This window comes from Novosphingobium sp. (assembly GCF_036820275.1).
Lineage (GTDB): Bacteria > Pseudomonadota > Alphaproteobacteria > Sphingomonadales > Sphingomonadaceae > Novosphingobium.
In genome coordinates this window covers 1-16,586 of sequence record NZ_DAISLT010000032.1, presented here as the reverse complement: position 1 = coordinate 16,586, position 16,586 = coordinate 1, and the positions used below count along the sequence as shown (strand labels likewise).

Sequence of the window (16,586 nt, the reverse complement as noted above, 5' to 3'; positions counted from 1 at the left end):
CTGCTCGCGCGGAGGGCGAATGCAAGCCAATTTTCTGGCATGCCAGCCCTGATACAAAAGCAGCCGGCTTTTCTCACAAAGGCCGGACCAGTGTTGGGGGGAGGGTCAGCAAGAGCCGCGCTAGATACTCTCATGGGCGTCGGAAATGGGATCAGTGGGTACATAGGTCATCTATATTCGAACGTAGCGCCAAGACTGCGGGCAAAGTTGTCGAGCCTGACCTCGACCTTGACTAGGGGGCTATGCTCTAAAGGGCAAAAGGCCCTTTATGTAATACGCGGTCCCGAAATATGGTTGACGCCATTCGCTTGTCCGCGCATCAATACTCCGACAATTGGGAGAAGCGAGATGCCTCGATCATCGGGCATGTGGACAAGCGGGCTTGCCCTGGCCTTGATATCTGCGGGCACCGGATTCGCTCGTCCAGCCAGCGGCGAGGCTGCCGGGGTCGGCCGTGCAACTTCCGAAGTCACTGTTTCGGCAAGCGCCAATGGGCCTACCATCGATCCGAACATCTACGGCCATTTCGTCGAGCACCTGGGGCGCGGCGTTTATGAGGGCATCTGGGTCGGCCCCGATTCCACCATTCCGAATGTACGGGGCATCCGATCAGATGTCGTCGCGGCACTCCGCCGCATCAAAGTGCCGGTCATCCGCTGGCCGGGCGGCTGTTTCGCCGACGGCTATCACTGGCGTGACGGCATAGGCCCGGCTGAAAAACGGCCGGGCGGGATCAATGCGGCATGGGACAAGTCCCCGGAAACTAACGCTTTCGGCACCCATGAGTTCATGGATTTCCTGGATCAGATCGGCGCGAAGCCATTCGTTTCAGTGAACCTCGGCAGCGGGAGCGTGCAGGAAGCCGACGACTGGCTCCGCTACATGACCGCTCCACAGGACAGCGCGCCGGGCAAGGAGCGGGCGGCGAATGGCCGCGCGGCGCCTTGGGAGGTGCCTTTCATCGGCGTGGGCAATGAGAGCTGGGGCTGCGGCGGCAACATGACCGCCGATACCTATACCGCCGCATTCCGGCACTATGCGGCTTTTCTGCGGACCTATTCCGGCGAACGGGCCAAGCTCATCGCGGTCGGCGCGGATACGGACGACTTTGGCTGGACCGACCGGGTGATGGCCGGGGCGATGAAGTGGCGGCCGCAGCCGACGCCTCTGGCATTGACGACCGATCGGCCGCTACTATGGGGCCTGTCGCTGCACTTTTATACATTCGCAGGCAACGACTGGCACGCGAAGGGCCGAAACGTGGCTTTCGACGAAAACGGCTGGGCAGCAGCTCTGGCCCGCGCCGACCTGACCGACGAGCTGATCCGCCGCCATTCTGAAATCATGGATCGCTATGATCCCGAAAAGCGGGTCGCACTCGCGGTCGACGAATGGGGCGCCTGGTTCCAGAGCGAGAAGGATGCGCCCTCGCAGCTCTACCTCGAGAGCACCCTGCGTGACGCCCTGATCGCGGCGAAAAGCCTCAACATCTTCAACCGTCATGCCGACCGGGTGAGGATGGCGAACCTGGCGCAGATGGTGAACGTCATTCAGTCGCTGGTGCTGACGCGGGGCGCGGAGATGGTCGTGACGCCGACGTACCATGTGTTCGACATGTACAAGGTCCATCAGGGTGCGCAGGCATTGCCCGCGACGGTTCGGACGCCGGACTATGTGCAAGGCGCGGTTCGCCTGCCTGCCATCGACGTATCGGCATCGCGCGATTCGGCGGGCAAACTGCACGTCACCATCGCCAATCTCGATCCGGCCAGGGCGAACCGGCTGAACGTCCGGCTCGACGGTGGCCGCTGGCAGCGCGCACGTGCCCAAGTGCTCACCGCCGACCGGATCGATGCCCGCATCACCTTCGACAAGGCGGACCCCTTCGTTCCGCACCCCTTGCCGGCGCATCTCTCCGCTGGCGTCGTTCAACTCGATCTGCCGGCCAAGTCCGTGACGGTGCTCGAAGTCGAATGAAGTGCCCGGATAGGCGCTTACATGGAGAAGAGAAATGAAGGTAAAGTTGGCCTGCCTGATCGCGACCGGCCTCGCCGCGTTCGGCGCCCTGAGCACGTCCGGCGTGGCGCAGACCAGTCCTGCCAGCCAAGAAAAGCAGCTTGAAATCGTGCAGAGCCTTGCAGGCAGGAAGGCAATGCCAGTGCCTTCCGATAGCGCCCTGACGGCTTCGGCTTATCTCCTGGTCTATTTCCGGGACGAATCTCATTCGCTGCACATTGCGGTCTCGCGGGACGGTTACGCGTTTACGGACGTGAATGACGGTAAGCCGGTGCTGGAAGGCCGCGGGATTTCCGAGCAGAAGGGCATCCGCGATCCTCATGTCGTGCGCGGACCCGATGGTGCCTTTTATCTCAGCATGACCGACCTCCACATCTACGCCCAGCGCGAAGGCCTGCGCGAAACGGAATGGGAGCGGCCGAAGGAGACCCACGGCTGGGGCAATAACCGCTCGCTGATCCTGATGAAGTCTTACGATCTCATCCATTGGACGCATGCCATTGTCCATGTCGACAAGCTCTTTCCCGAAACCGCCCAGCTAAGCGCGGCATGGGCGCCGGAAACGATCTACGATCCCACCACGCGCAAGATGATGGTTTATTACACGACCCGCGATGGGGCTGGGACGGAACACATGGTCTATTCCTATGCCAACAAGGATTTCACGACGCTGACCCACGCTCCGCGTCCGCTGTTCACTTATCCCAAGGCGAACGTTGGTTCGATCGACGGAGACATCACCCGGATCGGAGACAAGTTCCACTTGTTCTACGTCGCGCACGAGCGGCCCGGTCATCTTCGCCAGGCAATCTCGAACAAGATCAACGGAGGTTATGTGTTCGATCCCCAACCAGTCGATCCCGAGACAGTTGGAACTGAAGCCCCCAATCTCTGGCGCCGCTCCGGCACGAATACCTATGTGTTGATGTATGATGTCTTCGGCGCGAAGCCGAACAACATGGGCTTTTCCGAAACGAGCGACTTCAAGACCTTCCGCAATCTCGGCAGGTTCAACGAGCCGGGGTCGCCGATGAAGGCCACAAACTTCACGGGTCCCAAGCACGGTGCGGTGATGCCGATCTCGCCGGTAGAAGCCGATCGGCTCGAACAGTATTTTGCCAAGCACTGAAGCGCCAGCGCATAGCTGCCGGCAAGCGCATGAGAGCGAGGCGAAGCAGAGGGGAAGCTGGTCTCGTCAACGCAGACCATGGAAGGCCATTTCCAGGCCCAGCAGCAGCAGGAAGATCAGAAAAAGCCGGCGGAAGAGCTGCGGGCTGATCCGTGCCCGGATCACCTGTCCGGCTGCCATGCCAAGGAGCGCGGGAACGACCGCAAGCGTCGAGGACAACAGATGCCCGATCGGGAATGCACCATGCCAGAACAGGCCGATCGAAAGCGCGGTGGTCGACACAGTGAACGAAAGACCCAGCGCCTGGACCAGATCATCGCGCTCCAGGTCCAGTGACTGGATGTACGGCACCGCCGGTATCACGAATACGCCCGTCGCACCCGTGAACAGTCCGGTGACCAGCCCGACCATCGGCGACAGCCACGGCTCCCATCGGAGAGAAACGCGAGGAGGCCGAGCCAGCAGGGTGTAGGCCGCATAGATAACCAGGACGATGCCAAGGCCCGTGGTCGTCCGTGCGGCGTTCCCTCTCGCCAAGATCGCAGAACCGACGACCGTCCCGATGACGATCGTCAGCATCATCGGCCAGAGGCGACGGATGAGCCTGCCGAGCTTCGGGCCTGCCAGAAGCTGCCAGAGGTTGGTGACGAACGATGGCACCAGCAGCAGCGCGGCGGCGGCCAACGGCGATAGCAGCGATCCCAGCACGCCCATGGCAACTGTGGGCAAACCCATGCCGGTCACCCCCTTGACGAGGCCGGCGGCAAAGAATGTCATGATGATTGCGGCGATTATCGGGGTTGAAGGGGCAAGCATGCGCTGGAGGTAGCGATCAGACTGCGGCTCACAATGCGGAAGGGCCGAATTGTGGCTTCGGCTGGAGCGAAGGCAGGAAAGGCATTAGAAACCCTCCATGCGCTTCGATTTTACCGACCTTCGCCTGTTTCTCGCGGTGGTGGATGCCAAGAGCATCACGCATGGCGCTGCCGAAGCAGGCCTGTCGCTGCCGGCGGCCAGCGAACGGCTCCGCGACATGGAGGCGGCTGGGGAGGTGACCCTGCTCCATCGCGGGCGCCGCGGCATAACGCCAACGCAGGCCGGCGAAATGCTGGCGCACCATGCCCGCACGATCCTGCACCAGATGGCGCAGATGCGGGGCGATATCGGCCAATATGCGAAGGGCCTGCGCGCTTCGGTGCGTAACTTCGCGAACACCGCTGCCATCACGGAGTTTCTGCCCGGGCGCCTTGCCCCCTGGATGGCTGCGCACCCCCAGATCGACATCGACCTGAAGGAGCGCCAGAGCACTGAAATCGCCAGAAGTGTCGCTGCGGGCTTCGCCGAAATCGGCGTGCTGTCGAACGCGGTCGAGATGGGTGATCTGACGTTGCGGCCCTTCGCGATCGATCGTCTTGTCGTCGTTGCGTCCCGGGAGCATCCGCTTGCAAAGCAGGCCCGGGTGCGGTTCGGCGACCTTCTCGGGCATCAGTTCATCGGCTTGGCGGGCGGGGCATTGCAGGACCACATCAACGGGCAAGCATCCCGCGCCGGAGCAAGACTGAAGATGCGAGTTCGGCTCGGCAGCTTCGATGGCATCTGTCGGATGGCGGGAGCCGGGGCGGGCATCGGGATTGTCCCCGAATCCGCCGCACGACGATGCCGGAGATCCACGGATATTGCGATCATCCGCCTGCGCGACGACTGGGCCACGCGCCATCTGTCATTATGCGTCCGTGACGAAAGCGACCTGACGCCGCCCGCAAAGGCCCTGTTAGATCATCTGTCACAAGTGTGCGAATAGCGTCCGGCAACAGCCGACCAACCTAACACATCGCCATCGACGATGTGACGGACAGCTTTTGGGTGGAATTCAGCCATTCGGCTCGCCGCAATCGGCCAGTCGGCAATGCCGTCAAGGCCATTGTAAGGCGTTTAGCGTGATGATCTCCTGGAGGTATCGCCAAGCTGGACCTTTTCGCGAGAAAGGGGTCAGTCGGTGTCCTGATATCCGCCTATGTCTCCACAATGCCGGCACCGAAAAAGGTACGCAGTCGGAGAACCTTCCTTGTCGAGCGCGTTGAAAAAATCATTCCACTTTGTCCCATCGAGCCCGCAATTATCTTGGATTGCCTGGACCGCCACTTCCCCCGCAGCCTCGAGTTCTGCTCGTCCTGCCCGCCCGAGAAAGGCGGCCGCATCGCCGCAATGGGTCCACCATTGCTCTTCCTGCCAAGCCGAAAAGCCGGGAGTGCGGCAGGTAACCTCCGTTACAACCTCGTCAGGCACGCTCTCCCAGGCGCCTCCGCCGCCGATGCCGATCTCATCGGTGAAGGTAGCATCGCAGGTCTGACTGGCCGATCCGTCGGCGATGCACCACGGACAAAATTTGTCCTGATACTCTTCGACGGCGTAGACGGGGCCGATGTAGATGAACCCACGCTTTTTTCCGCAGCACACACACTCGTTTTGAGAGGCCTCAACCATCCCGGTCGAGACGGGATCGGGATGGTACTTGAAGAACGGTAAGGTGCTCATGGCCAAGTCTCGTCCGAGGCGTTCGACCGGTCAATACAAAAGTGTGGCAGGTCAGATTTCCACCCTTCCCGGTCGTAAAGAGGGCATCATATGCGTCCGAAATCCGGAACGGCAGGATTATACGATTTTAATCCGGAACCGGCCTGTCCGGATCCCCCGACAAACCAGCCACGGCGGGCCGAGATCCATCTCCGTCCAAACCCGCCATCTGACCGGTTCTGGCGAAGCCGGCCTTTCGGGATCGTTGGCTGGAACAGCAGTTATGTCCACAAACCCAGGCGTTCAGTATTACCTGTAACGCCGTGACGGGGGAGGCTTGAGGGCGACCGGGTTGAGTGCTCTTCCTCAGCTGAGCCGGCATTCAAGGCCCATCAATTTGTTGCACGCTTCGGTACAGAAGCTAGGTAGGCAGCAATTGCGTCGATTTGCGCTGGCGTGAGGTCGACGCCTCCCATGGGCGGCATTGGAGAAGGGAACCGCTTGGGTTTGGGAATGCCGTCCTTGATGGCACGGCGGATGTCGGCGGTCTCACCTTTGCTCCAGAGCCATTCCGCATCGACAAGGCTGGGGCCGACAGGAGTGCCTTCGCCATCCGCGCCGTGGCATCCTGTGCAGCTGGCTCCGGCGAGCTCTCCGCGATAAAGCCGACGTCCCAATGCGATCTTCTCGGCATCGACGCCGGATGGGGCCAGCATAGCCGCCTTCGAAACTGGCGGCGAGGGACGGCGGGCTGTGGGCGAGGCGCCGGCGAGTGCCGCTGTCCGGCTGCCACGATAGGTGATGCGCCAGATACGGCCCTGCCTGTCGTCACTGATATAGAGCGCGCCGTCAGGTGCTACTGCCAGACCGGAAGGGCGATAGTCCGCCTTGCCCGATGCCTTGTCCGGCCCGGCGAAGTCATCGGCAAAGACGATGTGAGGACCGATCGGCTTGCCGTCACGCATCGGCTGGAAGACGACGTTGAAGCCCTGCTGAGGGCCCGGTGCGCGGTTCCATGATCCATGGAACGCGATGAACATGCCGCCGCGATAGACAGATGGGAACTGTGCAGCCTCGTACACCGCGATGGCATTCGGTGCCCAATGTGCCGGAAATGCCGCGACCGGCTCGCTGCGCCCGGCGCAGGGACCGACTGCCTTGCCGCCATCTCCGCCGTATTCGGGTGCCAGCACGCGTTTCCGCTGGCCCGGATCGTAGTAGCACTCCGGCCATCCGAAGTCGTCGCCTTGCTTCACCAGCAGCAATTCTTCTGCGGGCAGTTCCTGGCCTTGCTTGGCCGAGTAAAGCGCGGGCCAGTTTTCGTGCAACTGGTCCCGGCCATGTTGCATGGCGAAGAGGCGTCCGCTGCCATCGATCGTCAGGCCAACGGCATTGCGGATACCCGATGCGAAGCGGCCGTCGGTGGAAAAGCGCTGGTCCGTCTTCGTGGCGTCGAAACGCCAGATGCCGGCTCGAAGCGCTTTTTCGGCGCATGGGGTCTGGCCCGGTGCACCGGCCTTACGGTTCTCCGTCTGACAAGCGTTGGTCGCGCTGCCGCTGGTGACGAACAGGCTGCCATCGGCGGCGATGGCGATGCTATGCGAAAAATGGTCGCCTTCGGTCGGCAGCTCGCTGACTACGACTTGTTCTGCGCCGCCTGGTTGATGGTGAGCATCGTCGAGGGGGTAGCTGATGATGCGATTTCCGCTTTCCAGAAAGACGCGGCCGCGAAATACCGCGATCCCGGTCCCGCCGACCTGCCTGGCGAAAGGTCGCTCGATACGCTCGGCCTTGCCGTCGCCATTGGCGTCCTGAAGGACCGCCAACCCTGAAGGAACCGTCCCATCTTCACGGTCGGGAGCGCTGTTGGCATAGATCAGTCCGTCTTCGCCGGCGACAATGTGGCGGACGTGACCGATCTTGTCTGCGAAAACCGTGGCGCAGAAGCCCGCTGGGAGCGCAAGCCCGGCTGTATCGCATTGTATGGAGGTTTCGGCGTCCCGCTCCTGCGAGGCCTTTCCACAAGCGGAAATCGCCGAGATGGCGGCCATGCCGAGCAAGATGCGGATCGTAATCGGTGCCATAAGTGAAAGCCTTCGTCGTCGGATCGCAATGAACCGCAAGGTTTCCGTCAGCACTAATCTAGTATGAGAAATACTTCAACCGCCCGAAACTCCGGACATACCGGCATCGCGCGAGGCATTGCCGATCAGTGCGAGCATTTTTGCCCGCGCTTCCTCCGGATCGCCGCGCACAATGGCGTCAAAAACGGCGTCATGGTCCGGCATGGGGTCGCGGGATTCCTTGCGTTCGTCTCGTGCGAAGCGGGTGGTCCAGGCGACAACCGCAGTAACCGAGGTCGCGAGATTGATGAGCGCCTCGTTGCGGGTGGCCATCAGGATCAGGTTGTGAAAACTCTGATCCGCGGCTCGGCCTTCCGGCGTCAGCAGCCCAAACCGGCGCATTTCTTCCAGCGCATGGCCCATGCGCGAGATATCCTGGCCGTCACGGCGCATCGCGGCGAACTGTGCGGCGGCAGGTTCGACGACGGTCCGCAGTTCGAAGATATCCCGCAGGAATTCGGGTGTCGGTCCAGCCTCGAACATCCAGGCTAGAACGTCGAGATCGAGGATGTTCCAGCGCAGGCGTTCATTGATGCGCGTACCGCTCTTGGTGCGGCTGTAAACGAGCCCCTTGGCCGAAAGAACCCGCACCGCCTCGCGGTAGGCAGTGCGAGAGACGCCCTGTTCCGCGCTGTAGCGCTCCTCGCCCGGCAGGATGTCGCCGGGCTGATACTTTCCGCCGACAATGGCGATCGCGAGTTCGTGTGCGATCCGGTCGTGAACGGCCCGCGTGGGCCGGGCCGCGCGGAGTGACAGTGGGTGGTCGTCTTCCAAAATCATAGCCCTTCGTCTGCTGTCGAGGGTCTCACGTCAAGCCTTCTGGGCGGCCAAAATCATAACTAGTATGAGAAAAAATCGCGTATTTGGCAAAATTCGAGGAAGGTCCGGCGTTGATGCCTTGTCAGGGCGTGAAAATATCGACAACTAGTACGAGAAATAAAAATGATTCGGAGGGGTGCTGGTGAGATACGGTTCCAAACTTGGCGGCCTGTCGGCTGTCGCACTGTTATTCGCACAGGCCGGTGTCGCGCATGCGGGCCAGGATTCGCCCCAGTCGCGACCGGGTGCTCAGGATCAGTCGGAGAGCGGTTTGGAGGCCGGTGGCGCGGATGCAGCTTCGGCAGGAGACATCATCGTCACCGGTATGCGTGCGAGCCTTTCTTCGGCGCAGAACATCAAACGCAATGCCCAGCAGCTCGTCGACTCCGTCGTGGCAGAGGATATCGGCAAACTGCCCGATAACAACGTCGTGGAAGCGCTTCAGCGCGTGCCCGGCGTACAGGTCGCCCCGCGTGCTCGCGGTGAATCTGGTACCGTGCTCATTCGCGGCCTGCCTGACGTGGTGACACTCGTTAACGGGCGGAACATTTTCACGACGACGGGGCGCTCGCTCTCGCTGGCCGACGTACCGGCAGATCTCGTGGCCGGCGTGGACGTCTACAAGTCGCGCTCCGCAGAGCAGCTCGAAGGCGGTATCGCCGGCCTCATCGACGTGCGAACCCGTCGGCCGTTCGACTTCAAAGGCTTCCAGCTCGCGCTTGCGGGGAGGGAAGTCTACAGCCAGCAGCCCGACAAGATCGATCCTTACGTCAGCGCGCTGCTGACCGACCGTTGGTCCACCGGAATCGGCGAGATCGGGGCCTTGATCAGCGTCTCCTATCACCAGACGCGCTATCGCGACGAGACCATCTTCGGCGGCGGCTACTTCGGCTACAACCTCGACAACAGCCGTGCGCCTTACACGCCGGGCGTTCCCCTCGATCCGCGCGGCACCAATCCCGCCGAGCCCCGCGTATTTCGTACCGATGTCATCGGGGCGTTCGATCGCATCGGCACCCGCAAACGCCCGGCGGCCAATGCCACCCTGCAATGGGCGCCCGACGACCGGCTGACGATCCGCGCGGACGGCCTGTTCTATGGTTTTCGCGACAAGGGCAACGGCAACCAGAACTTCACCTCGATGAACGGTGCGCTGCTTTCGCCGCTCCAGTTCGTGGACGATACCAAGCTGGTGCAATCGCTCAGCATCACCGGCGGGCGCGTCGCCCAGTTCGGTCAGGCTTACGACAGCACTGCCGATCGTTATCAGGCGGCGCTTGGCGCGGAGTGGAAGAGCGGTGACTGGGCGGCCTCGACCGACTTCTCGTATACCCGGTCGAAGGCCACCGACATTGCCAACAATCTGGACGTGGACTTCATTGCCTCGCGCACGGACGCGGTGTTCAACAACGGTTCGGGTACGCCGACTTTCGTCCTGCCCAACGACGATATCGCCGACCCTTCGCGTTATTACCTCTCGCGCCTATCGACAACGCGCACGGAGGGCGACGGAAAGGAATTGGCCTGGCGCGGCGACGTTTCGTACCGCTCGCCTTTCCTGATCTTCTCGGGCATCGACGCCGGCGCGCGTATCAGCAAGCGCGACGCGAAGTCCGACAGCTTCACGCAGACCGTCAATTGCTCGGCCACGGGCGCCGTGGCTTGCTACACCATCAAGGCCGACAGCATCGCGGGCCTCATGACGCAGACCCCGGGCGGCTTCATGGAAGGTACACGCCCCTATGTGCGGCAATGGGCGACGCCGTCGACCAGCTACCTGCTGAACGCCATCGGTACGCTGCGGCAGACTTTCGGACTGGCAGCCACCGACCCGTCGTTCCAGGACACGCAGCACTTCGACATCACCGAGAAGAACTACGCGGGCTATCTCCAGGCCAACCTCGATATCGGGCGCTTTGATGGACAGATCGGCGTGCGCGTGATCGAGACCGACATTACCTCGAACGCATTCCTGGTCCTGCGCGGCGCGACTTCGCCGGTGACGATCCGCAACAAGAGCACGGACGTGTTGCCCAGCCTGGCGCTGCGCTACAAGCTGAAAGACAACCTGTTCCTGCGCTTCGCGGCGAGCAAGACGATCACGCGGCCAAGCTTCGCGCAGCTCAACCCGGCGGTGACGCTGACCCCGCCGATCCCCGGCCAGCAGCCGTTCGGGCGCGGCACCAGCGGCAACGCGGACCTCAAGCCGATCCGTTCGGACAACTACGACCTCTCGTTCGAATGGTACATCGACCGTTCCAGTTCGATCACGGCCACGCTGTTCCGCCGCGACGTGACGGGCTTCATCCAGTCGGTCACCTCCAACTTTGACATCGATTATCTGGGTACCGACAACGGCGTCTACCAGATCACCCGGCCCGAGAATTCGGGGTCAGGCAAGATCCAGGGGGTCGAGGGCGGCATCACGCTGTTCCCCAAGGGCCTGCCGACATGGCTGGACGGGATAGGTGTCAGCGCCAACGGCACGTACATAGACGGCAAGAACAAGGCGCTTTCGCCGCTGCCGGGCGTGACCGGATATCTCGACATTCCGTTCCAGAACGTGTCGAAGTATTCCGCAACCGCGACGCTGATCTACGAGAAGGGCGGTTTCTCGGGGCGGGCCTCTTACGTCTGGCGCGACAAGTACAATGCCGGGTTGCACTTCACCGGGGTCAATCCGAATTTCATCACCAACGGACAGATCAGCAACCTTGACCTGTCGTTCTCCTATGAGATCAATCCCGACTTCACGGTCGTGCTCGATGCGACCAACGTGCTGAAGAATCTCTACAAGACCTCGTTCGACGACCCGAAGCTCTTCTCCCGCGACACGGTTCTCTACACCCGCACGATCGCACTCGGTTTCCGGGCCAAGCTGTGATCGAGACCGTGCCGTACCCATTCAAGAGGATGACCCGATGACGATTTCCAGGGCTATCGCGACCATGGCCATGCTTGCGGCTGTACCGCAGGCCGTGCTGCCCCATGCTGCCTTCGCGGAGGAAACCCAGGCATCGCGCCCGGTGACGGTGAGCGTCGACGCGGCGCGCAGCGATGGCAAGCTCCCGCCGCTCTGGCGCTTTTTCGGTGCCGACGAGCCGAACTATGCGACGATGAAGGACGGCCGCAAGCTCCTGGTCGAACTGGGCAAGTTGAAGTCGGGCCAGGTCTATTTTCGCGCACACAATCTGCTAAGCAGCGGCGACGGCACACCGGCCTTCAAGTGGGGCAGCACCAACGCTTACACCGAGGGCAAGGACGGCAAGCCGGTCTATGACTGGAAGGTCGTGGACGGCATCATCGATGCCTATCTTGCGCGCGGGGTGCGACCCTATCTCCAGATCGGCTTCATGCCCGAAGCCTTGTCCAGCGCGCCCGCAGGCACGCCCTACCAGCATACCTGGCGTCCCGGCTTCGACTACAAGCTGATCGCCACCGGCTGGACTTATCCGCCCAAGGATTACGAGAAGTGGGCGGAACTGGTCCACCAGTGGACGCTCCACAACATCGAACGCTATGGTAGGGCCGAAGTCGAGCGCTGGTACTTCGAGGTCTGGAACGAGCCCAATTCCGACTTCTATTGGTCCGCCAGTCCCGAGGAATTCTACAAGCTCCACGACTATGCCATCGCCGCCATCCGCAAGGCGCTGCCGACCGCGCGGGTCGGCGGGCCGGACGTGGCGGGACCGGGCGGAACCTTCATGGACGGGTTCCTGAAGCATGTTTCCTCCGGCAAGAACTACGTTACGGGGCAGGTGGGCACGCCGACCGACTTCCTTTCGTTCCACGCCAAGGGCAAGCCCACGTTTGTGGACGGCCACGTACGCATGGGCTTGGCTACGCACCTGCGTGAGACGGACGGCGGCTTTACCAAGGTGCTGTCGATCCCCGCACTGGCAGGCAAGCCGGTGGTGATCGGCGAGAGCGATCCCGAGGGCTGCGCCGCCTGTCCCGGACCGCAGAATGCCTATCGCAACGGCACGATGTACTCCAGCTACACCGCTGCCAGCTTCGCGCGGATCTGGGAACTGGCCGCCAGGCGCAAGGTGAACCTGGAGGGTGTGCTCTCGTGGTCGTTCGAGTTCGAGGATCAGCCGTGGTTCGCCGGCTATCGCCAGCTTTCCACCAACGGCGTCGATCTGCCCGTGCTCAACGTGTTTCGCATGTTCGCCCAACTGGGCGAGACGAAGCTGGCGACGACCAACGCCGCGCAGATCCCGCTCGATCGGGTAATGGCGCAGGGCGTGCAGGGCGAGGCCGATGTCGGCTCGATCGCCACCCGGACCGCAGACGGCAGGATCGCGCTACTGCTCTGGCACTACCATGACGACGACGTGGCGGGCCCTGACGCGCAAGTCACGATCGATCTCAAGGGGCTGAAGAACGCCCCCGCCAAGGCCAGCCTGTGGCGCGTGGACCGCGATCATGCCAACGCATTCGCCGCGTGGCAGAAGATGGGCTCACCCCAGTCGCCCGATCAGGACCAGTATGTGAAGCTGGAGGCGGCTTCCAAAATGCAGGCCGAGGACGTCACGGTGAGCCGTAGCGGGAAGGGCGCGAGCGCGACGCTGCGCCTGCCGCGCCAGGGTGTCGCCTTGCTCGTGCTCGACGCGAAGTAGGGGCCATGGCGGGAGCGGCGGCGGCACCAGAAGCGGAAGGTCGGGCGGGCATGAAACTCGTGGCGGGGCGATGGACGATCGCGGCGATGATCGCTCTTGCCATCGCCATCAGCTATCTCGATCGCCAGACGCTTCCTTGGGCGATAAAGTATATCGAAGCCGATATTCCGATCGGCAACCAGACCAAGGCGTTTCTCGACTCCGCTTTTCTCGCCACTTACGGTCTGATGTACCTGGGTGGCGGCTGGCTGCTGGACCGTATCGGCACGCGGGCCGGGTTCCTGGCGATCATGGTGTTCTGGTCGCTCGCCTGCGCCAGCCACGGCATCGCGGGCGGGATCGGTGCGCTGGTCTTCAGTCGCCTGCTGCTGGGCATGGGCGAGGGTGGGGGCTTCCCTGCTGCCACCCGCGCCGTCGCGGAGTGGTTCCCGCCGGAACGGCGTGCTGCAGCGATGGGGCTCGTCAATGCCGGCACGGCACTCGGCGCGGTGATTGCCCCGCCGCTGATCGCCGGCGTGCTCGCCTATGGCAACTGGTTCGGTGTGGCGAGCTGGCGCTGGGTGTTCTTCTTGACGGGCGGGCTCGGCCTTGCCTGGGCGTGCTGGTGGTTTCTGACCTATCGCACGCCGCCTGAAATCATGGACGAAGAGATCACGCCCGGTCCAGCTCCGACGATTGCCACGCTGCTCTCACGCCGCGAAGTGCGCGGCGTAGTAGGGGCCAAGTTTCTGAGCGACGGCGCCTGGTATTTCTATCTCTTCTGGCTGCCCAAGTATCTGTTCGAGGCCCATGGTTTCGACCTGAAGCAGGCGGCCACAATCGGGTGGATACCCTACGCCGCCTCGGGAGTGGGCAGTCTGTGTGGCGGCTGGCTGTCGAGCCGGCTGCTGTCCTCCGGCCGCTCGGTCAACGCCGCCCGCAAGATCGCGCTTGGCCTCAGTGCGGCCTGTATGCCGTGGGTCATGCTGGCGCCGACGACCGCTTCGGTCGCTGCCGTGGTCGCGATCTTCAGCCTTGCCTTCTTCGGGCAGCAGAGCTGGTCCACCTTGGTCATGACCTTGCCGACCGACCTCGTCCCCCGCAGCGCGCTGGGGCGGCTGGCCGGGCTGGTCGGCCTCGGCGGTGCATTCGGCGGCATCGTCATGGGGCAGGCGGCCGGCTGGGCGCTCGACATGGGGCTTGGCTACGCACCGGTCCTTACGGTGGCGGCCGTGCTCCACCTGATCGCCTTCGCGCTCATCTGCCTCACCATTCCCCGCATTTCACAACTCGATTTCACAGGAAAGGTCCTGCCTTGAAGATCACCGAAGTTCGCACCCGCGTCGTCCAGTGGCAGGGCGATACCGTGCCGTTGCCGCCGCATTTCTGCACCAACCCGATGGACCTCGTCTCGCCGATGCTCACGCCCGAGACGATGGGCACCTTCACGTTCCACGGCTGGCTGATCGTCGAGATATTCACCGACCAGGGCCTTGTCGGCATCGGCAATGCGGCGCTGGCGCCGCTCGTGACCAAGCAGCTGATCGACCAGTACCTGGCGCCGCTGCTCATCGGGCAAGATCCGTGGGACAGCGAGTTCCTGTGGCAGCACATGTACCGCAAGACGATGGCGTTCGGACGCAAGGGCGTGGCGCTGGTTGCAATCTCTGCGCTCGACATCGCGATCTGGGACCTCATGGGCAAGGCCGCGAAGCAGCCGGTGTTCCGTCTGCTGGGCGGCCGCACGAAGGGGAAGATTCCGGTCTATGCCAGCCGCCTCTACTCGATCCCGCTCGACGAACTCGCCCAGGAAGCCGCCCGCTACAAGGCGGAAGGCTACAAGGCGATGAAGCTGCGCTTCGGCTGGGGCCCGATCGACGGCGCGGAGGGCATGGCGCGCAATGTCGAACTGATCCGCACCGTCCGCGAGACGGTCGGCGACGAGATCGACATCATGGCCGATGCCTACATGGGCTGGAGCCTCGACTATGCGAAGCGCATGATGCGGTTGATCGAGCCGTTCAATTTGCGCTGGCTGGAGGAGGCGATCATCCCCGACGACATCAACGGCTATCACGAGTTGCGCCGCTTCGGCACCACGCCGATCGCGGCGGGCGAGCACGAGTTCACCAGCTACGGTTTCCGCCAGATGATCGAGGCCAGGGCGCTCGACTACTTCCAGTTCGACACCAACCGGGTCGGCGGTATTACCGCTGCGCGGAAGATCCAGTCCCTGGCCGAGGCTTACTCGATCCCGGTCGTCCCGCATGCCGGGCAGATGCACAACTACCATGTCGTGATGGCGAGCCTTAACTCTCCCATTGCGGAGTACTTCCCGATGGTCGACGTAGAGGTCGGTAACGAGCTTTTCTGGTACATCTTCAAAGGCGAACCGCAGGCGGTGGACGGGCACATCGACCTTGACGACACTCTTCCGGGGCTGGGCCTCGAAATCGATGAGGATGCCCTCTCGCGCTTCAAGGTGATCGGATGACGACGATGAAAGTAGCCGTGCTCGGCCTCGGTATCATGGGTTCGGGCATGGCGCGGCAATTGCTGGCAGCGGGCTTCGAGGTCGCCGTCTGGAACCGCAGTGCCGACAAGGCGGCCCCGCTGGTCGAGGCCGGTGCGCGCATCGCCCGGACGCCTGGCGATGCCGCGACAGGCGCGGACGTCGTCGTCGCCATGCTCGCAGACGACACTGTCTCGCGTGCCGTCTGGACCGGCGAGGCCGGTGCCTTGGCTGCGATGGCGAACGGCGCGATTGCCATCGATTGCAGCACTCTGACCGGCGGTTGGGTCGCCGAACTCTCGGGGCTTGCCGAAGCCCGCGGCCTGCATTTCCTCGAAGCCCCGGTCACGGGCAGTCGCGATCAGGCGGCACAGGGCGCCCTGCGCTTCCTTGTCGGAGGAGAATCCGAGGTGCTCGTTAATGCGCGGCCGGTCTTCGATGCGATGGGCAGCACGGTCGTGCATCTCGGGCCGGTTGGCAGTGGTGCGACGGTAAAGCTTGCCAACAACTTCCTGTGCGGCGTCCAAGCCGCCAGTCTGGCGGAGGCGCTCGCGCTGATCGAGAAGCGCGGGCTCGACGTGGAGCTGGCGATGTCCATCCTCACCGATGGCGCGCCTGGCAGTCCACTCCTTAAAGCTGTCTCTCGTCGCATGATCGATCATGCTTTCGAGCCGCACTTCCTGGTGCCGCTGATGGCCAAGGATCTGGGTTATGCCGGACAGGCGCTGACAGAAGCGGGTATTGTTTCTGCTATCGCCGAGGCTGCAAAGGCACGCTTCATGGAAGCTGATGAGGCTGGGCACACTGACCGGGACATCGCTGCCGTGATACAACCGTTGCGTTCATAATCGGCGAAGCCACGAACGCGCAGT

12 protein-coding genes are annotated in these 16,586 nt (G+C 62.8%); 8 read left to right on the top strand and 4 right to left on the bottom strand.

All coding sequences use genetic code 11. From position 1 onward, the window contains the following. Positions 1-348 precede the first annotated feature (348 nt). Positions 349-1,977, top strand: a complete 1,629-nt coding sequence (locus V7066_RS20715; RefSeq protein ID WP_334184881.1) for an alpha-N-arabinofuranosidase — start codon at positions 349-351, stop codon at positions 1,975-1,977. A gap of 34 nt (positions 1,978-2,011) precedes the next feature. Continuing rightward, a complete protein-coding gene (locus tag V7066_RS20710; protein WP_334184880.1) occupies positions 2,012-3,145 on the top strand; it encodes a glycoside hydrolase family 43 protein in 1,134 nt (377 codons plus the stop codon). Positions 3,146-3,211: 66 nt separating this feature from the next. On the opposite strand, the gene V7066_RS20705 is transcribed toward V7066_RS20710, so the two are convergent. Next, the gene (locus tag V7066_RS20705) at positions 3,212-3,922 is read right to left on the bottom strand and encodes a sulfite exporter TauE/SafE family protein (protein WP_334184879.1); all 711 of its coding nucleotides are present in this window, start codon (positions 3,920-3,922) and stop codon (positions 3,212-3,214) included. A 136-nt stretch (positions 3,923-4,058) separates the two neighbouring features. Here V7066_RS20705 and V7066_RS20700 point away from each other — a divergent pair, with 136 nt between their 5' ends. Beyond that, positions 4,059-4,946 (top strand): LysR family transcriptional regulator, encoded by an 888-nt coding sequence (locus V7066_RS20700; protein WP_334184878.1) that lies wholly within the window; start codon positions 4,059-4,061, stop codon positions 4,944-4,946. A 188-nt stretch (positions 4,947-5,134) separates the two neighbouring features. On the opposite strand, the gene V7066_RS20695 is transcribed toward V7066_RS20700, so the two are convergent. From V7066_RS20695 to V7066_RS20685, 3 genes are all read right to left on the bottom strand, one after another. Beyond that, complete coding sequence (locus V7066_RS20695) at positions 5,135-5,680, bottom strand: CbrC family protein (protein WP_334184877.1); 546 nt, start codon at positions 5,678-5,680, stop codon at positions 5,135-5,137. Positions 5,681-6,051: 371 nt separating this feature from the next. After that, the gene (locus V7066_RS20690) at positions 6,052-7,743 is read right to left on the bottom strand and encodes a PQQ-dependent sugar dehydrogenase (RefSeq protein WP_334184876.1); all 1,692 of its coding nucleotides are present in this window, start codon (positions 7,741-7,743) and stop codon (positions 6,052-6,054) included. Positions 7,744-7,818: 75 nt separating this feature from the next. Beyond that, positions 7,819-8,562 (bottom strand): FadR/GntR family transcriptional regulator, encoded by a 744-nt coding sequence (locus V7066_RS20685; protein WP_334184875.1) that lies wholly within the window; start codon positions 8,560-8,562, stop codon positions 7,819-7,821. A 181-nt stretch (positions 8,563-8,743) separates the two neighbouring features. On the opposite strand from V7066_RS20685, the gene V7066_RS20680 reads away from it, so the two are divergent. Genes V7066_RS20680 through V7066_RS20660 form a run of 5 tightly spaced genes read left to right on the top strand, consistent with a single transcriptional unit; the run spans position 8,744 to position 16,562 of the window. Further along, positions 8,744-11,485, top strand: a complete 2,742-nt coding sequence (locus tag V7066_RS20680; protein ID WP_334184874.1) for a TonB-dependent receptor — start codon at positions 8,744-8,746, stop codon at positions 11,483-11,485. Between the two features lie 37 nt (positions 11,486-11,522). Next, the gene (locus V7066_RS20675; RefSeq protein WP_334184873.1) at positions 11,523-13,223 is read left to right on the top strand and encodes a GH39 family glycosyl hydrolase; all 1,701 of its coding nucleotides are present in this window, start codon (positions 11,523-11,525) and stop codon (positions 13,221-13,223) included. Between the two features lie 50 nt (positions 13,224-13,273). Next, entirely contained in the window at positions 13,274-14,521 is a 1,248-nt protein-coding gene (locus V7066_RS20670; protein WP_334184872.1) for an MFS transporter, read from the top strand. Then, on the top strand, positions 14,518-15,696 hold the full coding sequence (locus V7066_RS20665; RefSeq protein WP_334184871.1) for an L-rhamnonate dehydratase: 1,179 nt from the start codon (positions 14,518-14,520) through the stop codon (positions 15,694-15,696). Before V7066_RS20670 ends, V7066_RS20665 begins: the two co-directional genes overlap by 4 nt. After that, positions 15,693-16,562 carry an NAD(P)-dependent oxidoreductase gene (locus V7066_RS20660; protein WP_334184870.1) on the top strand — a complete coding sequence of 290 codons (870 nt, stop codon included), beginning with the start codon at positions 15,693-15,695 and terminating at the stop codon, positions 16,560-16,562. The genes V7066_RS20665 and V7066_RS20660 overlap by 4 nt, the downstream gene beginning before the upstream one ends. Positions 16,563-16,586: the final 24 nt, after the last annotated feature.